The organism is Bifidobacterium mellis (assembly GCF_000967265.1).
Lineage (GTDB): Bacteria > Actinomycetota > Actinomycetes > Actinomycetales > Bifidobacteriaceae > Bombiscardovia > Bombiscardovia mellis.
In genome coordinates, this window is sequence record NZ_KQ033884.1 from 64,888 (window position 1) to 85,223 (window position 20,336).

A 20,336-nucleotide genomic window follows, 5' to 3' on the forward strand; every position below is an offset into this window, starting at 1 on the left:
GAAACTCAGCAACTCAGAACAGGTGGCTGCGCATGAACCACTGGAAGTGCTCCAGCTCCTGCACGTGGTCCTGCAGAATGTTGGAGCTGACGATGTCCAGGTCGTCCAGCTCCTTGATGGCCTCACGGTCGCGCTTGATGAAGGTGGTGTAGTAGGTGTCCAGGGCCTTCAGGTAGTCCAGGGCATCCTGGCGGCCGGTCATGGTGATGCCATCCCAATCGCGGTTCTTCATGATGTCGTCAGGCCGTCCGGCGGGGGAGCCGCCCAGGGTGGCGATGCGCTCTGCGGTCTCGTCGGCCATGTTCAGCACCGAATCAACCTCGGGGTCCATCATCTCATGAATGCCGATGAATTCCTTGCCCTTCATGTTCCAATGGGCGTGCTTGAGGATCAGGGCAGTCTCCTGTTCCTGGCTCAGACGGCTCTGCAGGATGGCGATGACCTTCTCGCTGGTCGCTTCGTCGAGTCCCGGTACGGTAAAGTTCAATGCCATAATCGCTCCTTAAATATGAAATTATGCCTGCGGTCGGGTCAGCCCGACCATGTACTTCCAGACTAGAGGAAAAGGCAAGGAAACGCTTGCATTTTGCGGGAATCAACCAGTGAAATCATTCACGGACCATCGGCTACGCTGATAGTCATTTTTCCTTGACTGGCGTGAGGGCGGTCACCGGCTGACTGTCAGCTGGGATTCGGTCACAGCATCGCCTCGACCGGCATTGGATTGGCCGGCTTCGTCGTCATCATCGCCAGCCTGGTCCTCGGCCTCCTGGCGCCGCCTGACCTCGATGGTCTCGATGCGCCGCCCGTCCACCTTGGTTACCGCCATGTCATACCCGTCGTCGGAGTGGATCACGTCGCCCACCTGCCCCATCCGCCCGGTCTGGGCCAGGAAGTAACCGGCCAGGGTCTCGTAGGGGCCGTCCTCCAGCTCGATCCCGGTCAGGTCCGCGAAGTCCTCGATGGTCATGCCGCCGTCGACCGTGGCAACCCCGTTGACGAAGGCGGTCGCCTGGGGATGGGCCGGGTTCTGCTCCTCGGGCAGGTCGTACTCGTCGCGGATGTCGCCCACCAGCTCCTCGGTCATGTCCTCCAGGGTGACGATGCCGTCGGTGCCCCCGTACTCGTCGATGACCACGGCCAGGTGGATGCCCTTCTTACGCAGCTTCTCCAGGCTGGGCAGAAGCCTGGAGGTGCCGGGCAGGGCGATGCCGGGCCTGGTCACGTCGGCCACGGTCTTGGCCTGGGGGTTGCGCACGTCCATCAGGTCGCGCACGTGGACGAAGCCCAGCACGTCGTCGAAGTCGCGTCCGGTCACCGGGTAGCGGGAGTAGGGTTCGTCGTGCACGAATTCGACCGCCTCCTGCAGCGGCATGTCCCCGGCGATGAAGACCACGTCGGCCCTGGGACGCATGACCTCGGCCACGCTGGTCTCAGAGGCGTCGAAGACATCGCCCAGGATCATCCGCTCGTCCTTGCTCAGGTTGGTGTTGGATGAGACCAGCATCCGCAGCTCGTCGTCGCTGACCTCGGTGTCGGTCTGCTGGGGGTCGAAGCCCAGGATGCGCACGATGAGGTCGGTGTTCTTGCCGATCAGCCAGATCAGCGGCCTGCACAGGGTGGTGAAGACGTCGATGGCCGGAACGACGGCCCTGGCGATGGCCTCGGTGCGCTGCATGGCGATCCGCTTGGGCACCAGCTCGGAGATGACGATGGAGCAGTAGGAGATGATCAGGGTCAGAATCACCGTGGTCAGAGTGCCGGCCAGACCCTCGTGCACGCCCCACCCGGTCAGGACGGGCACCACGTAGGGGGCGATGGATGATGCGCCGAAGGAGGCCGAGAGGAAGCCCGTCAGCGTCACGCCGATCTGCACGGCGGAAAGAAAGGTGTTGGGGTCGCGGGCGATGCGGGCCACCCGGGCGCCGCGCGCGTCCTGCTGCTCCATCTGCTCCAGCTGCGAGCCTCGCAGGGAGACCAGCGCCAGTTCAGTCCCCGAGAAGACGGAACCGAGCAGGAGGAAGAAGAGAATGAGCAGGATGTTCAGCCATAATGCCATGCCTTCAATGCTAGGGTATGGACGCCCCATGTGCCCTATGTCACACCCCAGCTGTGAACCTCCGTCTTCCCCATATAGCGCTACCTGACTAGCATGAAACACGGAAGCAGGTTCGGCTTCAAACCGACATTCCCAACGCTCCCGAAAGGATTTTTCATGTCACAGCTTCAGCACGAATTGACTGAGTTCACCACGCAGGCCTACCAGGATAACAAGACCTTCCCGGTCTCCAAGAAGGATCTGCTGGGCCACTGGTCCCTGCTCTTCTTCTACCCTGCGGACTTCAGCTTCGTCTGCCCCACCGAGCTGGAGGATCTGGCCAGCAAGTACGAGGACTTCAAGAAGATCGGCTGCGAGATCTACTCCGTCTCCTGCGACACCGAGTTCGTCCACAAGGCCTGGCACGAGGCCAACGAGAAGATCGCCAAGGTCCAGTACCCCATGCTGGCCGATCCGACCGCAACCCTGGCCAAGGACCTGCAGACCTACAACGAGGCCGAGGGCAAGGCCGAGCGCGGCGACTTCATTCTGACCCCTGAGGGCAAGGTCGTGGCCTACGAGGTCATCTCCTCCAACGTGGGCCGCAACGCCGACGAGCTGCTGCGCCGCGTCCAGGCCTCCCAGTTCGTCTACGAGCACGGCGATCAGGTCTGCCCTGCCAAGTGGGAGCCCGGCGAGGACACCATCGAGCCCAGCCTGGATCTGGTCGGCCAGCTCTGATCCGCAGCTGCCAACATCGGGAACTCGCCGATCGGAAGCGACCAGGGCGGGTTCCCTTTTCTGTATTCACGACCAGCATCCAAAACAGCACATCCGTGCATTCCTTCGGAAGAGGCATTCATGACGGAAGACAAGAATCTCTATGACGTGGTCGTCATCGGCGGCGGCCCTGCAGGCCTGAGCGCAGGACTCTATCTGGCCCGGGCGAGGTATCGCACATTGATCCTGGAGAAGGACGACTTCGGCGGCCAGATCACCATCACGGCCGACGTGGTCAACTACCCGGGCGTGGCCAGCACCGACGGCCGCAAGCTGACCGAGACCATGCGCCAGCAGGCCCAGAACTTCGGAGCCGAGTTCATGAGCGCCGAGGCCACTGGCATCGAGGCCCAGGGCGACATCAAGGTGGTCCACACCTCCCGGGGCGACCTGCGCACCTTCGGCATCCTGATCGCCACCGGCGCCAGCCCCCGCAAGATAGGCTTCCAGGGCGAGCAGGAGTACGCGGGCCGCGGTGTGGCCTACTGCGCCACCTGCGACGGCGAATTCTTCACCGGGCGTGAGGTCCTGGTGGTCGGCGGCGGGTTCGCGGCAGCCGAGGAGTCGGTCTTCCTGACCAAGTACGCCACCAAGGTGACCCTGCTGGTGCGCGAGGAGGACTTCACCTGCGATGCCGCCGTGGCTGACGAGGCCCGTGACAACGACAAGATCGAGATTCACTACTCCACCGAGCTCAAGGGGGTCTCCGCTGGCCCCGGCGGGCTGGTCGAGGCCACCATTTTGGACCGCAAGAGCGGGCAGACCACCACCTGGAAGCCCCAGGACGGCGGCACCTTCGGCGTCTTCGTCTTCGCCGGCTACGTGCCCCAGACCGGCATGCTCAAGGGCGTGGTGGATCTGGACGACCACGGCTACGTGCTGACCCACGGCTACCTGGAGACCTCGGTGCCCGGCATCTACGCCGCCGGGGATCTGCGGGTCAAGAACCTGCGCCAGGTCATCACCGCCACCGCCGATGGTGCTGTGGCCGCCGTGGAGCTGGAGCGCTACGCCTCCAATATGTCGGACAAGACCGGCCTGGTGCCGCCGCGGCCCGACGATTCCCCCTACGCCCGCTCCGAGCGGCAGGCCGAGAACTCCGCACTGGCCTCGGGCACCTCGCCCGCGCCTGTGGCCCAGGAGCACGACCAGGCCCCGGCCAAGACCTCCGGCTTCTTCGGGCCGGACATCCGCAAGCAGCTGGACATGGTCTTCGGCAAGATGACCGGAAAGCTGGAGCTGGCCCTGGATCTGGACGGCAGCCAGGTCTCCAAGGAGCTGGAGGCCTTCGTGGACGAGCTGGTCGGGCTCTCCGATGGCAAGCTGACCTCCAGGGTGGACTCCCGCACGGATGAGGACGGCAAGGATTACGATCCCGCCGGCGACCTGCCCGATGCCCGCCCCAGCGTGCGCATCTGCCGCGTGGACGAGCAGGGCGTCTCCCAGCCGACCGGGCTGGCCTTCCATGGTGTGCCCAGCGGCCACGAGTTCAACTCCTTCGTCCTGGCCCTCTACAATGCGGCGGGCCCCGGGCAGCAGGTGGATCAGCCCACCTCGGACCGTATCGACGCCATCAAGGACCAGGTGGACGTGATGATGCTGGTCTCCCTGACCTGCACCATGTGCCCGACCACGGTCCTGTCTGCCCAGCGGGTGGCGGCCCAGAACGGCAAGGTGCGCGCCGAGGCTTACGACCTGGCCCACTTCCCCGAGCTCAAGGACCAGTACCAGGTCATGAGCGTCCCCTGCATCGTCATCCGCAAGGACGGCCAGGAGACCGTGGAGTTCGGCAAGAAGTCCGTTCCCGAAATGCTGGATCTGATCGGGGCCTGACCCTGGGTCCGAGCCTGAACAGAGTCTGAAAGGGCGCTGGTGTCAATGCCTTTGTGGCGATGATGCCAGCGCTTTTTTGGTGTAAGCCTCTGAATTACGTTGATGGAAAATTGCTGATGCTATCCACGGTCTGCACGGTCCACCGCCTTTATGGCGCAAGCGGTGACCGTCGTCATCATGATCGGCTTGACAGTATGGAATGATTACGCTCTGTCCTGCTGCAACCTTAATTGAGGAGGCCCCATGGGCGGGGGAGGGGCACTTGCATGTTCCTGCAGAGCCACTTCAATGCGGTGATGGTGGCCGGAGCAGTCAAGTAGTCTATAAATCAGGAACCGCCTAACTGCAGTGGAGCGGGCGGCTCACTGGTTCGTCAAGCATCGTTGTTTTTGCACATTTGTGCCGTAGTTACCAAAGGATTTTTCATGCTCTTTCCACAGCCGGTCCATTCTGATCAGCCATTCACTTATATTGCCCTGGGGCCCATTACGCCGGGTGCCGATATTCCTGACATCAGGGGGCTCTATGCGGGTCCCGACCTGGATGGCTTGGAACAGACCCCCGCCTGGACCTCGACCCATTCGCCCCTGCTGCTGGAGCATGCACAGAACACCTACCTGCATCCGGGCCTGACCGGGCATCGGATCGCCCAAGGCCCCGAAGGCATCCAGGCCGGGCGTTCCTGGTCGCCCCGTTTCCTGGTGGAAGGCCAGACCGAGCAGACCGCCGACTCGCTGACCATCAAGGCCCGTGACGAGGATGCCCAGCTTGGGTTGGAGACCAGGGTGGAGGCCATGGCCGGCGGCTCCCTGCGTATTCGCCACACCCTGCGCAACCTGGGCGCCGATCCCTTCCTGCTGGAGGGTCTGGAGGTCCGCCTGCCCCTGGACGACCAGCAGACCCAGATTCTGGACTTCGCCGGCAGGCACGAGCGTGAGCGCAGCCCCCAGCGCCATGACCTGGCCGACGGGGCCTGGGTGCGCGAGTTCCGCTGGGGCCGCACCGGCTTCGAGGGGCCCGTGGTCATGGTGGGCACCCCCGGCTTCGACTTCCATCACGGCAGGGTGCTCTGCGTCCAGCCGGCCTGGAGCGGAAACACCGTGCTCCGGGTGGACCGGAACAGCGCCACCCCGGCCGGCGTCAGCGCTGGCGAGCTCCTCCTGCCCGGCGAGGTGGTCCTGGACCAGGGACAGGAGTACAGCACGCCCTGGATCGTGGTCACGGCCTCCGACCATGGCATGGATCCGATCATGAACAGCCTGCACGCCTGGGAGCGCACCCTGCCCGAGCATCCGCGCGAGCAGCCGGTCATCCTGAACGTCTGGGAGGCCATCACCTTCAACCACGACTTCAATACCCTGCGCGACCTGGCCGACCGGGCCGCACGCATCGGGGTGGAGCGGCTCGTTCTGGATGACGGCTGGTTCCACCTGCGCCGGGACGACAAGGCCGGTCTGGGCGACTGGTGGGTGGACCCGGCGGTCTGGCCCCAGGGTCTGGAGCCTTTAGTTGATTATGTCCATAAATTGGGGATGCAGTTCGGCCTCTGGTTCGAGCCGGAGATGATCAACCCGGATTCGGACGCCTTCCGCGACCATCCTGAGTGGGTCATGAGGGCATCCTCCAGAAACCCGGAGCTGCAGCGCAACCAGCTGGTCCTGGACCTGACCAACCCCCAGGCCTTCAACCACGTGCTGGAGGCCATGACCAAGGTTCTGGGGTCCTGCCAAATCGACTACGTCAAGTGGGATCACAACCGCGACCTGCTTGAGGCCGGTTCCCAGGCCCACGGTGGCGCGCCGGCCATCCACGAGCAGACCCTGGCCTACTACCGCCTGCTGGACGCCCTCCGCGCTCGCTTCCCCAAGGTGGAGTGGGAGTCCTGCGCCTCGGGCGGCGGCCGCATCGACCTGGGTGTGATCGAGAAGGTCCGCCGCTTCTGGAACTCCGACATGACCGATGCCCTGAGCAGGCAGATGATCCAACGCTGGACCGAGCAGACCGTGGCTCCCGAGTATATTGGCGCCCATGTCTCCCAGCCCTCCTCCCAGCAGACCGGCAGAACCTACAGCCTGGATTTCCGGGCGGCCACGGCCGTCTTCGGGTCCATGGGCATCGAGTGGGACATCCGCCAGGCCAGCGAGGAGGACTTGGAGCGGCTCAAGGAATGGATCACCTGGTACAAGGCCAATCGCGGCTTCCTCCACTCCGGCCGCGTGGTTCGCCTGGACCTGGCCGACCCCTCGGTCCTGGCCCATGGCGTGGTGGCCCCCGACCGCAGCCGTGCCATCCTGGCCCACGTCCAGTTGGACGAATCCCTGCATAATCGTGGTGTTTATCTACGTATTCCCGGCCTGGATCCCAAGGCCCGGTACCGGCTGGCTTGGACCGGCCCCGCCAAGCCCAGGGCTTCGCTGGAGCACCTGGATCCGACCGGTCCGCTGGGCACCGCCGAGGTCACCGGCACCTATCTGGAGCGCGTGGGCATCCGCATACCCCGCTGCCAGCCTGAAACCATCCGCCTGATCGACCTGGCCCGGGTCTGACCCGCCGCCATCAGTCACACCACAGGGATGAAGGAGCACTGAATCATGAACCCAACCAGCCTTAGCCTGGGAGAGCCGGACTGGATCACGCTGACCACCGATGCAGACATATGTCCGCTAGGACATCGTCCAGCCCGGACGGCTGGCACTTCTACGACAGGAGCCTGACCAGCGCCCAGGTGGTCAAGCAGCTCTACCGGGCCATCTTCGAGCAGGCTACCAAGGCCGGGATGCTGGTCCAAGGGTGCAATGTGGTCGGCCACCTGGGCGTCGGCTTCATGCAGATCAACCGGACCGGCGACGACACCAGCGGCCTGCAGTGGGAGCGGACCAGGCAGATCGGAGTCAACACCCTGGCCTTCCGCCTGCCTCAGAACGGGAGCTTCTACGCCACCGACGCCGACTGCGTAGGCATATCCGACTCAATCGACTGGGAGCTCAACCGCCAGTGGATGGATCTCTTGGCGCGGACCGGCACCCCGCTCTTCTTTTCGGCCCGCTCCGGCAGCCTGACCGCCGGCCAGGAGGACCAGCTCAGGCAGGCGCTGGCCCTGGCCTCGACTGGCGGCGCGCATGCCATTCCCTCGGACTGGCTGGTCAACGACTGCCCTGAGATCTGGACTGACGACGGCGGCACCCGCCGATACTCCTGGTATCAGTCGGCTGGCCTGGAGTTCGCGGACAAGCCCGAGCGCTACGACGTGTATCGAGCGCTACGACGTGTATCTTTCCGCCGTTTAGAAGTAGATGACGGCCGTGCTCGGTTGGGATGGGCACAGCCGCCAGTTCGCCGGATTGCAGTGATGGGAACCCGGCCTTACTCGTGCGAAGTACAGTGGGGAATATTCGATAATGCCATTTACAGAGCCTCCCAAGAACTCTGCCGACTGTCTCCCCAACAGACGGTGCATGTCATTCGCTTCTGCATCTTTGTACAGTGATACAACCCTATCATCGCGCAATGACTATGACAGCCAGATCCAGTGTCGGCGGAACTCATGGCTGACGGAATGAGTAAACAGCGGCCGGGCTGGCTGTGGTTGTATGCCCGTGGCCGTTCCGGCCGTGTTTCCGCCTCCTCCAGGCGCGGGCGGGGGGATTGATCCGTCCCAGGCCTGTCTTACTCGTGCGAAGCGTGCAACAGTTGGTGTGCTTCCCTCCTGTGGCGGCGTGAAGCCAGAACCCCGCCCATGCCGGTCATGCCCGTAGCGAAGGCGAGGAGGATGCCTTCCCCTCCAGCCCGGGGAAGCACGCCTGCAGGCAGGTACGTGTAGGTGAGGGACTTGTTAATCAGGGTGCTTCCCTCGCAGCCCAGCGTGTAGCCCACGCTGACCGTGACCGGGCCCGGCAGGTGTTCAGGTGTCAAGACCGTGACACTGCTGTCGTTTATATAGTTCAGATTCGTGGCAGGGCTGGTGTCGAACGTAACGCTGCTGATCACCGGGGACAGGTTGAACGCCACCGGAGTGGGAATCGATGAGTTGCTGATAGTGCCGTTGCCGAGCTGACCAAACTGGTTGTATCCCCATGCCCAGGTTTTTCCCTCTTTATCGATTCCCAGCGAGTGATAGCCGCCAGCGCTCACTTGTACGGTTGTCACCGCGCCTGCATTCTTGGGGTACTGTACCAGCGCGGGAATCTCCGATTTGCTAGTAGTGCCGATACCAAGCTCACCGCTATCGTTGCCTCCCCACGCCCAGGCGTTACCGTTCTTGTCGATCGCCAGCGAGTGATAGCCGCCGGCACTCACCTGTATGGCTGTCACTGTGCCCGCGTTCTCGGGATATTTCACCATTCCTGGAACAGGATTCGCGTCAGCGCTGCTGGAACCGTTGCCGAGCTCACCCAGTTGGTTCCATCCCCATGCCCAGGTGTTTCCTTTTGTGTCTATTATCAACGAATGATCGGCTCCGGCACTCACCTGTATGGCTGTCACTGTGCCTGCATCCCTGGGGTATTGCACTGGCACAGGGATTGCTGAGTCGATGTTGTTGCCGTTGCCGAGCTGGCCGAACCAGTTCCATCCCCATGACCAGGTGTTCCCCTTCGTGTCTATTGCCGCCGTATGGTGAAATCCTCCGCTGACTTGTATGGCTGTCACTGTGCCTGCATCCCTGGGGTATTGCGCTAGCGTGGGGATTGCTGAGTTGATGTTGTTGCCGTTGCCGAGCTCGCCAAACTGGTTGAATCCCCATGCCCAGATGTTCCCTCTCGCATCAAGCGCCAAGGAATGATAGTATCCGGCGCTCACCTGTACAGCTGTCAGCCCACTGCGGGGATCGTTAGGGTCAATCACGCGCAAGGGAACGGTCGAATAGCCGCCGCTACTGCCGTTGCCGAGCTGACCCGATTCGTTATTCCCCCATGCGTACACGTATCCGTCGCTGCCCACTGCCAACGACTGCTCATCCCCAGCGCTGACCTGCACGTAGGTGAAATCCGCCGACGCGCCTGCAGGCTTTTTCACTATGACGGGTTTGTTTCGCTGTGTGAGTGTCCCGTCGCCGAGCTGGCCGTAGTTGTTTCTTCCCCATGCGTAAGCGTTTCCGTCACTGCCGACCGCCAAAGTAAACCCTCTGTCTCCGAAATCTCTTGAGCCGCTGATCTGGTTGAATTTGATGCCTTGGCCAGGGGGTGGGGTGATGGTGGTGGTTTCGTTGCCGAACTGGCTGCCCTTGTCGGGGTTGATGGTCCATGTGCTTGGTGTCCATTTGGCGGTGAGGGTGAGATTGTCGGTGACGGGCTTGCTGAAGTCGTAGGCGATGTCGCTAATGAACCATCCGTCGAACTGGTGGCCTTCGCGCACTGGGTCGGGGATGGGCCGTTGCACTCGCCCGTACGGGTAGGGGACCTGTTGGGGTTGGGGCGCCTGGCTTCCTCCGTTTGTGTCGAAGCTGACCGTGTGGGTGGAGCCTTGTCGGATGTCTCTGGTCAGCGGCTGGTCGACGGTGTAGTTGAGGCTTCTGGTGAAGGGCTGGCCGTCCTGACTGCCGGTGATGGTGATGGTGGCTGGTCCTGGCGTGTGGGCTGGTATGTCCGTCTGCCAGGCGTCGTTGCTCTTGTCGGGTGTCAGTGGCTGGCCGTCCATGCTGGCTGTTTCCAGGGTGGGCGTTGTGGTGGTGTCGGGTCTTGCCGGCTGGCCGGGCCGGCCCTGCCCGTCCAGGCTCCACTGGTGGAGGCCGTCCTGCCTGCTGATGGCGGTGATCCTGCCGTCTGCAAGGACGGCCTGCGTGTATGGCTGGTTCCCGTTGTCGGCGCGCATGGGTGTTTCGCCGGGCTTCCATGCCCAGACGTGGCCCTCCCAGTCGGTGATGATGGCCTGGTTCTTGTCTGCCGTGATCCTGCTTGCTTTCATGCCCTCCGGCGGGCTGACGACTGTCGGGTTGGTTGTGCAGTCGGCCAGGTACCAGGCCTGCCCGTCCGCGTCCAGGAGGAGGAACCCCTGGTTGAGGGCCTGCGCCTGGACGGTGCGCGTGCCCGGGTCCTGCCTGACGGGTTCGGGCTTGACATCGCCGGGGCTGCTCGTCTCCCAGGTCCAGGCCTGCCCGTCAGAGTCCACGATGAGGGTCCGGCTGGCGGAGGCGGCGGCGGTGACGGCCTGCGCCTTCCCGGGCAGGATGGTCGTGGCCTGCTCCAGGAGTTTCGGATTCGGGTCCCGGCTGTCTTTCTGGCTGTCTTGGAAGGCGTGGACCTGTCCTTTACGGTCCACGGCCAGGAGCCGGTCTCCGTTCAGGCTGATGCTGGTGAACCGGGTGTCCTGTCCGGTGTCGAGGATGGTGGGCGTTGATTGTTGGCTGTCCCAGGTGTAGATGTGCTGGTCGGATCCGAGTGCCGCCTGCCATTGGTCGCCTGCCGCGGCCTGCAGGTAGTGGAACCCGTCGGATGCCTGCGTGGGGGAAGGCACCTGCACGGGTGTGTGGTCCTGTGTCCAGGTGTGGATGCGGCCGTCCCCGGTCAGGCCCACAATCTGGTCTCCTGCGGCTTGGATGCTCGTGTAGTAGGGTTCCTGCTTGTCGGGCGGGCTGATGGTCAGCCGGGTGCCGGTGGCGGGCCCGTGCTCCGGGCTCAGCGTCCAGTCCGTGATCCTCGACCATTGGGCTTTCAGGGTGGTGTCCTTCAGGACGGGGGTCCGGAAGTCATAGGGCCGGCCGTCGAGCGTCCACCCGTCGAACCGGAATCCGGGACGTTGCGGGTTTTCTTGCGGGGGAGTGGCGAGGGTGCCGGTCTTCACGCTCGCCTGTGTTGGCTTGCTGCCGTCGGCCGGGTCGAAGCGCACCGTGTGCGCGGCCTGCTCGTCCGTCTTGTCGGATGGCTTGGCCGGAGAGGGGTCTGCGCCGTTGGTGGTGTCCTTCGGCGTTAACGGGGTGCCGGGGTTTGATGCCTGGGGGTTCAGGGGCGGGGCGGTTTCCAGCGGCGAGGGCGAGGGCAGCGGTGTGCCGGCTGCGCTGCCGGGGGTGTGCTCAGCTGTATGGGGGGTCCGGCGGCCCCCCTCGATGGATGGGGGAGCGTCCGCCTGGGCGGACGCGGCGCCCAGGCCTGCCAGCAGGCCCAGCAGGAGGATCGTCGCCGGTAAGACACGACGCAGACGGGTACCCAGATGCATAAGCCGACAACCTTTCACCCATACCGGACACAGCCGCTTCCACCATCCCTCCAAGCGTGCTGATGAATCCCTGCTTACAACGTTCCATCCGTCAGGAAGCCGTCCAGTTCCCCAGTCCTCAAGCCGCCCCAGCGCCAGCCGTACAAGCCATATCGAAACCCAGCCAACTCCCCAACACCACTACACTCAACATTTTACTCGAAAAAACGCAAAACTCGTGTCAAGAGACGACTGGATGTAATGAGGCCCCGCCTCCTGCTATCTGCAAGAGAACGGGGCCTCATCCTTGAACCATCAAGCGGGAATCAGCCGGTGTTCTGCAGGCCGGCGGCGACTCCCGAAACGGTGCAGAGGATCAGGTAGATGAAGTCGGCCTGCTGGCTCTTGCTGAGCTCCTCCTTGTCGTTGCGACGACGCAGGGCCCGCAGGGCGCGCACCTGGGTCACGGACAGGGCGTCCACATATGGAGAGCGGATCCGGATGGCCTGGCCCAGCACGTGGCGGTGCTGCAGGGGCCACTCGTCGCCCACGATCTGCAGAACCCACTTGCGGGTCAGCTCCATCTCCGAGAGGACCTTCTGGCTCAGGTCATCCCGGTCGCCCAGGGAGAGGTACATTTTGGCGATGCGCTCGTCGGTCTTGGCCAGGCTCATCTCGATGTTGTCGATGAAGGTGCTGAAGAGCGGCCATTCCTCGTAGGCCTGACGCAGGGTCTCCAGGTCGCCGAACTTCTCGCAGGCGGTGCCCAGGCCGTACCAGGCGGCCAGGTTGATGCGGGCCTGCGCCCAGGAGAAGACCCAGGGTATGGTCCGCAGATCGTCCAGGGACTTGGCGCCCAGGCCGCGCTTGGCCGGCCGGGAGCCGATGGGCAGCAGGCCGATCTCGTTCAGGGGCGTCACGATGGAGAACCAGGGGGCGAAGTCCGGCGTGTGCAGCAGGTCCAGGAAGCGCTCGTGGGCGGCCTGGTCCAGCTTATCGGCCATGTCCGCGTACTTCTCGGTCATGGTGGTGTTGCGCTCCTCCACGCTGGGCGCGGACTGGAGCAGGGTGGCCGCAGCCACCGACTCGATGTGGCGGATGGCCAGGACAGGGTTGCCGTAGCGGGCGAAGATGACCTCGCCCTGTTCGGTCAGCTTGAACCGGCAGTTGACCGAGCCCACAGGCTGGGCCAGCACGGCGCGGTTGGCGGGGCCGCCTCCACGGCCTACGGCACCGCCGCGTCCGTGGAAGAGGGTCAGGTCGATGTCATGGCTCTCGGCCCACTTGGCGATGCGCTCCTGGGCGGTGTGCAGGGCCAGGGTCGCCGAGACGGGGCCGGCGTCCTTGGAGGAGTCGGAGTAGCCCAGCATGACCTCCATCTTGTTGCCGGTCTCCTTGAGCCGGGCCTGGACCTCGGGGATCTTGATGATCTCCTCCAGCACGTCCACCGAGTTCTGCAGGTCCTCCAGCTGCTCGAACAGGGGGATCACGTCGATGACCGGCACATCCTCGGCATGCTCGAAGGCCAGCCGGTTGAGCTCGTAGACGTCCTTGACGTTCTGCGCCGACTTGGTGAAGGAGATGATGTAGCGGCGGGCGGCCTTCTGGCCGTTGCGCTTCTGGATGGCTCCCAGGGCCCGGAAGGTGTCGAGCACCTCGTGGGTCATGGGCTGCAGCTCGCCGCGCTCGCCGTGCAGGCCGTGCTCGCGGATGTCCTCCAGGGCGCGGGCGTGGACCAGGGAGTGTTGGCGGAACTCCATCTCCACCATGTGGAAGCCGAAGGTCTGGGCCTGCCAGATCAGATCCTGCAGGGGGCCGTAGGCCTGACGGACCGCGCCCGCCTTGGCCAGGGAGTCCTGGACCACGCGCAGGTCGGCGATGAAGTCGTCGCAGTCGGCATACATGAGGTCGGCATCACGCTGGATGGTGGCCTGCAGACGGTCGGCGATGACCAGGACCACGGCCCGGTGCAGCTCGTTGTGCGAGATGGTGGTGGCCCGATCGGTCAGGCGCTCGCTCATCTCCTTCTGGTGGCTCCACAGGCTCCTCAGCTCGGGGCTGGGGGGCGTGGTGGTCACCTCCATGGTCATGTTGCGGCCCACGGTGGTGGTGGCCTTGACCAGGGCCTTGAGCATGTGGTCCGAGAACTTGCGCGCCACCTTGCGCGAAACCTTGGCGGTCACATTGGGGTTGCCGTCGCGGTCGGAGCCGATCCAGCTGCCCGGGTGGAAGAAGGCGGGGCAGACGGGCTTGACCATGCCGGCCTTCTTGCCCAGCATCCAGTCGTCGAAGCGGCGGTAGACCTTGGGAATGGTCTCGAAGAGCGTGGCGTCGAAGATGTCCAGAATGGTGTTGGCCTCTTCGACGGGCGTCGGCTTCTTGGCTGCGATGGGCGAGGTGCGGAAGAGGGCGTCGATCTCGTTGTGCAGCAGACGCTCGTTCTCCTCCAGCTCGGAGCCGCCCAGACCGCGGCGAACAGCCAGCAGGTTGGCGATGCGCCGGATCTTGCCCTCCACGGCCTTGCGCCGCGCCTCGGTGGGGTGGGCGGTGAAGACGGGGTGGAACTCCAGCTTCTCCAGCAGCTCCGAGGCCTTGGCCGGGCCCATCTCCTGAAGGAGCTGGCTGTAGGCGCTGGTCATCTCGTTGATGGGGTCGGTGCCCTTGACTTTGAGGTCCACCTTGCCCTCGCGCTCATGCAGGACCTTCACCCGGTAGTTCTCCTCGCAGAGGTTGGCCAGGTGGAAGTAGGTGGTCAGGGCGCGGGCCAGCAGCTGGGAATCCTTGACTGAGGTGTCGTCGATCAGGGCCACGGCCTTGGACAGGCCGTCCTCGTCGGGCACGGGGTCCGAGGGGTGGCGGTTGAAGTGCTCGGCGCTGGCCGTCATCACGTCCTCGCGCAGGGAGTCGAAGCGCTTGAGCAGCTGTTGATCGAATTCCCCCAACACATCCCTGAGCAGCCGCAGGCACAAGGCCATGTCCTCATCCAACGATTGAGGCAGCTTGCGTTCCTCCGGGCCCTTGGTTCCGGTGCCGGATGTGACCAGGGTCGCATCGGCAGCCGTGATTTGCTGATTACTATCTGTCATCAGTCCTCCTTGTCGAATCGCAGGTTGCCCGGTCTTCGACCATTCCACGGCTCCTCCGCGGTTATTGGTGGTCGGCGTTGCAGGCCCACAGCCTTCGGTTCGATGGCTCGCGGCCCATTCTAGGACGCTTTCGGGTCGAATACGTTTCATGGTCCCGTGCGCCGGTGCAAGGTCACGTGACCCGGGTGGAGTATGAATGTGGGTGTGAAATTCAAGAGCAGGAGTTCCAATGACGGCTATCGCGGCAGGACCGCAGCCGAGGTAAGACGGGTCAGCAAGTACCACACCCACTCCATTCCGCTGGACATGGAGGATATTGAACGCGATTACGACAAGCCCATCGTCGAGGCCTGCATAGCGGCCAAGACCAGCCTGATTGTGCGGGTGGGCATGCTGGAGCTGGGGGCCGGCACGGGAAGCTTCCGCGTGCGCGAGATGATGCACAGGATTGCCTACCCCATGGGCGTGCATGTGCGGGCCGACGTGAACCTGACGGACATCGAGGCTACCTGCACGGATGGCGTGTCCCGCATCACCGAGGTGGTTGACCTGCCCACCACCGGGGTCAACACCGAGCGGATCTGGCTGCTGGAGCACTTCGCGGACTGGCTCAGCGTCAAGTGCGGGCAGGCGGGGACCTACCACGCCGTGACGGTGGTCTCCCGGGAGCTGGTGGACAACCTGGACGAGCCGAATGTCTACGCGGCGGCCCGCAAGGCGGTCAAGGAGGTGCTGGCCCAGGACCAGGATGCTGCCGAGGCGCTCAAGGATGCGGTGGCCACCGCCGTACACAACGAGGACGAGATCAGCCAGAACCGGATCGATGCGGCGGCCATGGACACCAGGACGGCCGCCGGTCTGGGCACTGTAGGCTCCACGCCTCGCTCGGACGATTCCAAAGATTCCAAGGCTGCTTCTGTCTCTGCTTCCGCGTCTGCCGACGGCGTGGCCAAGGATTCGGATTCGAGCGCCGCCGGTTCTGCCGCCGCTGGACCGTCTGCAACCAGCCAAGGGCGCGGCTCTGAGGCTAGGCGGCCTGCCTCCTCTGACAAGTCCTCGTCCCCGGAGCCGCAGGCAACGGGTGGCATCACAGTCCGGCAGGCGCACGAACGCCTGGACCTGATCGAGCGACGCAAACCCCTCTATTCGCCCCTCTTCTCAGGCTTCGCCTCGGCCGTGGCCTGCGCAGCCTTCGTCTTCCTGCTGGGCGGCGGCCCCTATGACATGGCCGGGGCCTTCGTCGGCGCTGGCATAGGCCAGTGGGTGCGCCGTCAGATGCTGGGCAGGCGGATCAACCAGTTCTTCGCCACCGGGGTGGCGGTCATCATCGCCGCCCTGGCTTGTGTCGGCACGCTGAGGCTGGTGGGCATCTTCGATCCGGTGGCCCTCAAGCACGACACGGCTTACATCGGGGCCATCCTCTTCGTCATTCCCGGCTTCCCCCTGGTCACCGGCGGCCTGGACATCGCCAAGCTGGACTTCCCATCCGGGGTGCAGCGCATCACCTACGCCTTCTCGATCATCCTGGTGGCCACACTGGGCGGATGGGCCGTGGCGCGGATGGTCATGCTCAACCCGCAGGGTTTTGAACCAATGAACCTGAGCCCCTGGCTGATGGCCGGACTGCGCATGATTGCAGCATTCTGCGGGGTCTGGGGCTTCTCGGTCCTTTTCAACTCGCCCCAGCGCATGGCCCTGGTGGCCGCCGTCATCGGCGCTCTGACCGACACCATGCGGCTGGAGATGCAGGACCTGCTCCATGTCCCTCCGGAGATGGCCGCCTTCCTGGGTGCCTTCCTGGCCGGCATGCTGGCCACGGTCTGGCGCTCCTCGGTCCGTCACGGCCTGCTGCCGCCCCACCTGGGCTACCCAAGAATCAGCCTGACCGTGCCCTCGATCGTCATCATGGTGCCCGGCCTGTATATGTACCGGGCCATGTTCTACCTGGGGCAGTTCAATACGCTCAACGCCCTGGACTGGGCCTTCCGGGCCTTCATGGTCATCATCTGCCTGCCCATCGGCCTGGTCACGGCCCGGGTGTTGACCGACCGCTCCTGGCGGTACGACGTCTAGTAGCGCATGCCCATGGCCGAGCGGACCTGATCAAGGGTCTCCTCGGCTATCTGGTTGGCGCGCTTGTTGCCCTCGACCAGGATGTCGCGCACGGTGTCCATGTCCTTGGCCAGCTCGGCACGACGCTCGCGGTGGGGTTCCAGGAATTCGTTGACCGACTTGGTCACGTAGGCCTTGAGGGCGCCCGAACCGGCATCGCCGATCTCCTCGGCGATATCCTCGGGCTTCCGGTCGGTCACCAGGCCGGCTGTGGTCAGCAGGGCGGAGACCTGGGGGCGGTTGACAGGGTCGAAGGTGATCCTGCGCTCGGAGTCGGTGGGCGACTTGCGGATCAGCTTGGCCGTCTCCTCGGCGGTGGCTCCCAGCATGATGGAGTTGCCGTAGGACTTGCTCATCTTGCGTCCGTCCAGACCCGGAATCTCAGGGGTGTCGGACAGGATGGCATCAGGCTCGGGGAAGACCGGGGCCTGGCCTGGGTAACGCTCGTCGAAGCGGCGGGCGATGGTCCGGGTCAGCTCCACGTGCGGCAGGTTGTCCTTGCCGATGGGCACGACGTTGGCCTTGCAGAAGAGTATGTCGCAGGCCTGGTGGACCGGGTAGGTCAGCAGCAGGCCGGTCAGGGCGTGGCCGCTGGCCTCCATCTCGGCCTTGACGGTGGGGTTGCGGTGAAGCTCGGCCTCGGTCACCAGGGAGAGGAAGGGCAGCAGCAGCTGGTTCTCTGCCGGGGTGGACGAGTGGGTGAAGATCATGGTCTTCCTGGGGTCGATGCCCGCAGCCAGATAGTCCAGCACCAGGTTGAGCACGTTGTCGCGGATGTGCTCGGTGGTGTCCCGGTCGGTGATGACCTGGTAGTCGGCGATGACGATGTTGGTGTGCACGCCGCGATTCTGCATCTGGACGCGCTCGCGGATGGACCCGAAGTAATGGCCCAGGTGGAGCCTGCCGGTCGGGCGGTCGCCGGTCAGCATGGTGTAGCGGCTCGGATTCTTGTCCAGCTCGGCCAGCACCTGGTCGGACCGATGCTTGGCGGCTCTGAAACTGTCGCTGATCTCGTTGCCTGCCGCTGTGACTTCTTCCTGCATGGTCCCACCCTTGCCGTTGTGCCGAATGTCGTTCTGGGAATTGCTTTTATGGTAAAAGTCCGAGCCGACAAGTTGCTCAGGTGGTACTCTCATAAATGATGCAAATTCACATTCAAGTTGCCTAAGTGCACGTTACCTGGCGAAGGGGGTCGGATGGGCCGCGGACGTCAGAAGGCTAAGCAGACGAAAATAGCCCGGAAGCTCAAATATCTGACAACGGACACGGATTACGACGAGCTGGCCAAAGAGCTCAGCAGCAAGGAACCCGGAACCAGGGGCAAAGATCCCTTCAAAATGGTTGAAGAGGAATACTCCAAACCGGATTCTCGCAAATCGGGGGGCCAGGACCCCGAGGATTCCCCGGACGATGATCTGGACGATTACGCCCGGTGGGCCGCCGAGGCTGCTGCAAAGGCCACCTCCGGGGAGATGCCGGCCACGCCCAAGCCGCACAAGCGCATACCCATCCCCGTGCCCAGCGCGCTCAAACACCACAAGGATAAGAAGACCGCAGCCAAGGGATCGTCGAGCAAGTAACCGGCCTCATACCAGGGGCAGCAGCTCGTGCAGATCGTCTCGCTCGCCTACGGCGCTGATATGCCCGGCGGCGGTTTCCTCATTCCAGCTGGTGATGCCGGCGGCCAGACGCAGCCAGACATCCGGGTCCAGCTCGATGACGTCGGGCGGGGTCAGGTTATGTGGATCTGATGCCGGCCCATCCAGAATCTTGACTGCTCCCCAAGGGGCCACCCTGACCTCTACGCCGGGGCCGGGGGCCTTGATCTCCAGCATGTGCAGGGAATAGCGGACAGCCATGGCCTTGCTGCGTCTATCTGTCTGCGGGGCTACTGACAGGCGGTCGCCCCCTGGGCCCAGATTATTCGCGGCCTCCTTGGCCGCATCGCGCCAGGCCAGAAAATCCCGGCGGCCTTCTTCAATGTCTGCTTCCCGTATGGCACTCATGGCTCCATTGTGACGCGCCGCCCCAACAGGCGTGTCCAGCAGACCGTTGTCAAGCCTAAATCAGGCATGAAAAAAGGAATCCGTTGCCCTCACGTCCTTGACGCTGGGTCGGATTCCTTCCCGACCGGAACGGTCAGGCCTGTGCGCCCGCTTGCAGAGGGGTCTCGGGCTCCTCGGATCCCTTGTCCTCCTCGTCCTTGGCCAGGCCCAGGTCGACTGGCGATGAGCTGTTCTCCCAAGGCTCCTCCCAGGGATCGTAATCCGGGTTCTGCTGCTTGTATACGAACAGAGCGACAACGCCGGCCAGCAGCGTGCCGAAGAGCAGTGCAAAGAACTTCCAGCCGTTTGAAGATGAATTCTCCATGTTTGGCTCCTTTCGACGACTTTCGTCGGTCCTGCCCACTTCGACCGACCTAGTCATCATCCTAGTAGAAAGCGGCGAACTGTGGGACGCATCGGTGCAATTGCGGCACGGAAACCGCACACCCCGGCCGGATGGTCAGGTAAGGTATGGTTCATGGTCAATGGCATGGGCACCAGTTTCACAGGCGGAGGAAACGGTCGGGGGCCGCGGGGATGGATCCGGCGGTACTGGGGTGACCATGCTCCGGTGGTGACCATAGCCATCACCCTGATCTGCATAGTGGCCTGGGTCATCCAGATGGCCCTGTACCTGCTGGCCCCGCTTCGCTACCAGCGGCTTTTGTTGGGTTATTGGGCCTTCGTGCCGATTACGGCCATTCATGAGCCCTGGATGTTTGTGACCAACATATTCCTACACGCCACCAATGTCTCGCACATCCTCTTCAACATGATCACCCTCTGGGTTGTGGGGCCGGTGCTGGAAAATCTGATAGGTCATGGGCGTTTCCTGGCCCTCTATATGATCAGCGGGCTGGGCGGAGACCTGGGGCTGATGGTCTATGCGGTCCTGGCACCCAATGGCTGGGGCACGTCGGCCATCGGGGCCTCGGGCGCGCTCTTCGGGCTCTTTGCTGCCATCCTGGTGGTCTACCGCCGTCTGGGGATTGACATCGTTTCCATGGTGGTCTGGATGGGCATCAACTTCTGCATGCCCCTGTTTGTGCCCGGCATTGCCTGGCAGGACCATGTGGGCGGATTCATGGTCGGCGGCCTCTTTATGCTGGCACTGCTGCACATGGGCCGCCCTGGCTCGCGGGTGCATGGCCTGCTCTCTTGGCTGCTGCCCACGCTGATCTTCCTGGTGGCCCTGGTTCTGCTGGCTCTGGGCTGTAACATGGTCAACCCCATGCGCTGAAAATCAGTATCGGTTTGCTCTTGGCTGTCAATTATTTCCTTTCCTGCAGCCTGGCCTTCAGATTTCGTCCCCGT

General features: G+C 63.7%; 14 protein-coding genes. 7 read left to right on the forward strand and 7 right to left on the reverse strand.

Features of this window, described 5'->3' with window-relative positions:
- Nucleotides 1-13: 13 nt before the first annotated feature.
- Together JF70_RS00190 and JF70_RS00195 are read right to left on the reverse strand one after the other, a co-directional pair.
- On the reverse strand, nucleotides 14-493 hold the full coding sequence (locus JF70_RS00190) for a Dps family protein (protein ID WP_015021094.1): 480 nt from the start codon (nucleotides 491-493) through the stop codon (nucleotides 14-16).
- A 174-nt stretch (nucleotides 494-667) separates the two neighbouring features.
- Nucleotides 668-2,059 (reverse strand): hemolysin family protein, encoded by a 1,392-nt coding sequence (locus JF70_RS00195; protein ID WP_045934826.1) that lies wholly within the window; start codon nucleotides 2,057-2,059, stop codon nucleotides 668-670.
- A gap of 156 nt (nucleotides 2,060-2,215) precedes the next feature.
- Between JF70_RS00195 and JF70_RS00200 the strand changes: the two genes are divergently transcribed.
- The 4 genes from JF70_RS00200 to JF70_RS08370 all read left to right on the forward strand — a co-directional run bounded on the left by JF70_RS00200 (nucleotide 2,216) and on the right by JF70_RS08370 (nucleotide 8,138).
- Nucleotides 2,216-2,779 carry a peroxiredoxin gene (locus tag JF70_RS00200; RefSeq protein WP_015021096.1) on the forward strand — a complete coding sequence of 188 codons (564 nt, stop codon included), beginning with the start codon at nucleotides 2,216-2,218 and terminating at the stop codon, nucleotides 2,777-2,779.
- Nucleotides 2,780-2,899: 120 nt separating this feature from the next.
- Nucleotides 2,900-4,651, forward strand: a complete 1,752-nt coding sequence (locus JF70_RS00205; protein ID WP_045934827.1) for an FAD-dependent oxidoreductase — start codon at nucleotides 2,900-2,902, stop codon at nucleotides 4,649-4,651.
- 425 nt (nucleotides 4,652-5,076) lie between these two features.
- The gene (locus JF70_RS00210; protein ID WP_045934828.1) at nucleotides 5,077-7,197 is read left to right on the forward strand and encodes an alpha-galactosidase; all 2,121 of its coding nucleotides are present in this window, start codon (nucleotides 5,077-5,079) and stop codon (nucleotides 7,195-7,197) included.
- Between the two features lie 110 nt (nucleotides 7,198-7,307).
- Complete coding sequence (locus tag JF70_RS08370) at nucleotides 7,308-8,138, forward strand: hypothetical protein (RefSeq protein ID WP_052690633.1); 831 nt, start codon at nucleotides 7,308-7,310, stop codon at nucleotides 8,136-8,138.
- A gap of 179 nt (nucleotides 8,139-8,317) precedes the next feature.
- Here the strand turns inward: JF70_RS08370 and JF70_RS08375 are convergent, their stop codons facing one another.
- A complete protein-coding gene (locus JF70_RS08375) occupies nucleotides 8,318-11,800 on the reverse strand; it encodes an RCC1 domain-containing protein (protein WP_052690634.1) in 3,483 nt (1,160 codons plus the stop codon).
- Nucleotides 11,801-12,105: 305 nt separating this feature from the next.
- Nucleotides 12,106-14,865 (reverse strand): phosphoenolpyruvate carboxylase, encoded by a 2,760-nt coding sequence (locus tag JF70_RS00225; protein WP_045934829.1) that lies wholly within the window; start codon nucleotides 14,863-14,865, stop codon nucleotides 12,106-12,108.
- A gap of 306 nt (nucleotides 14,866-15,171) precedes the next feature.
- On the opposite strand from JF70_RS00225, the gene JF70_RS00230 reads away from it, so the two are divergent.
- Nucleotides 15,172-16,938, forward strand: a complete 1,767-nt coding sequence (locus JF70_RS00230) for a threonine/serine exporter family protein (RefSeq protein WP_231578761.1) — start codon at nucleotides 15,172-15,174, stop codon at nucleotides 16,936-16,938.
- Here the strand turns inward: JF70_RS00230 and trpS are convergent.
- Nucleotides 16,935-18,020 (reverse strand): tryptophan--tRNA ligase, encoded by a 1,086-nt coding sequence (trpS, locus tag JF70_RS00235; RefSeq protein WP_045934831.1) that lies wholly within the window; start codon nucleotides 18,018-18,020, stop codon nucleotides 16,935-16,937. The two genes, JF70_RS00230 and trpS, sit on opposite strands and share 4 nt — an antisense overlap.
- A 153-nt stretch (nucleotides 18,021-18,173) precedes the next feature.
- Between trpS and JF70_RS00240 the strand changes: the two genes are divergently transcribed.
- The gene (locus JF70_RS00240) at nucleotides 18,174-18,557 is read left to right on the forward strand and encodes a DUF3073 domain-containing protein (protein WP_045934832.1); all 384 of its coding nucleotides are present in this window, start codon (nucleotides 18,174-18,176) and stop codon (nucleotides 18,555-18,557) included.
- A 6-nt stretch (nucleotides 18,558-18,563) separates the two neighbouring features.
- On the opposite strand, the gene JF70_RS00245 is transcribed toward JF70_RS00240, so the two are convergent.
- Both JF70_RS00245 and JF70_RS00250 read right to left on the reverse strand, forming a co-directional pair.
- Nucleotides 18,564-18,983, reverse strand: coding sequence for a sterol carrier family protein (locus JF70_RS00245; RefSeq protein ID WP_045934833.1), 420 nt, complete (start codon nucleotides 18,981-18,983; stop codon nucleotides 18,564-18,566).
- 133 nt (nucleotides 18,984-19,116) lie between these two features.
- Complete coding sequence (locus JF70_RS00250) at nucleotides 19,117-19,347, reverse strand: hypothetical protein (protein ID WP_045934834.1); 231 nt, start codon at nucleotides 19,345-19,347, stop codon at nucleotides 19,117-19,119.
- Between the two features lie 153 nt (nucleotides 19,348-19,500).
- Here JF70_RS00250 and JF70_RS00255 point away from each other — a divergent pair, with 153 nt between their 5' ends.
- Nucleotides 19,501-20,262, forward strand: a complete 762-nt coding sequence (locus JF70_RS00255) for a rhomboid family intramembrane serine protease (RefSeq protein WP_082069294.1) — start codon at nucleotides 19,501-19,503, stop codon at nucleotides 20,260-20,262.
- The last annotated feature ends 74 nt before the right edge of the window (nucleotides 20,263-20,336 follow it).

Coding starts and splice junctions, on each gene's coding strand:
- JF70_RS00245 (WP_045934833.1), bottom strand. CDS start 18,983: ATGAGTGCCATACGGGAAGCAGACATTGAAGAAGGCCGCCGGGATTTT.
- JF70_RS00195 (WP_045934826.1), bottom strand. CDS start 2,059: ATGGCATTATGGCTGAACATCCTGCTCATTCTCTTCTTCCTCCTGCTC.
- JF70_RS00225 (WP_045934829.1), bottom strand. CDS start 14,865: ATGACAGATAGTAATCAGCAAATCACGGCTGCCGATGCGACCCTGGTC.
- JF70_RS00190 (WP_015021094.1), bottom strand. CDS start 493: ATGGCATTGAACTTTACCGTACCGGGACTCGACGAAGCGACCAGCGAG.
- JF70_RS00210 (WP_045934828.1), top strand. CDS start 5,077: ATGCTCTTTCCACAGCCGGTCCATTCTGATCAGCCATTCACTTATATT.
- JF70_RS00200 (WP_015021096.1), top strand. CDS start 2,216: ATGTCACAGCTTCAGCACGAATTGACTGAGTTCACCACGCAGGCCTAC.
- JF70_RS00255 (WP_082069294.1), top strand. CDS start 19,501: ATGGTCAATGGCATGGGCACCAGTTTCACAGGCGGAGGAAACGGTCGG.
- JF70_RS00230 (WP_231578761.1), top strand. CDS start 15,172: ATGGAGGATATTGAACGCGATTACGACAAGCCCATCGTCGAGGCCTGC.
- JF70_RS00250 (WP_045934834.1), bottom strand. CDS start 19,347: ATGGAGAATTCATCTTCAAACGGCTGGAAGTTCTTTGCACTGCTCTTC.
- JF70_RS00205 (WP_045934827.1), top strand. CDS start 2,900: ATGACGGAAGACAAGAATCTCTATGACGTGGTCGTCATCGGCGGCGGC.
- JF70_RS08375 (WP_052690634.1), bottom strand. CDS start 11,800: ATGCATCTGGGTACCCGTCTGCGTCGTGTCTTACCGGCGACGATCCTC.
- trpS (WP_045934831.1), bottom strand. CDS start 18,020: ATGCAGGAAGAAGTCACAGCGGCAGGCAACGAGATCAGCGACAGTTTC.
- JF70_RS08370 (WP_052690633.1), top strand. CDS start 7,308: ATGTCCGCTAGGACATCGTCCAGCCCGGACGGCTGGCACTTCTACGAC.
- JF70_RS00240 (WP_045934832.1), top strand. CDS start 18,174: ATGGGCCGCGGACGTCAGAAGGCTAAGCAGACGAAAATAGCCCGGAAG.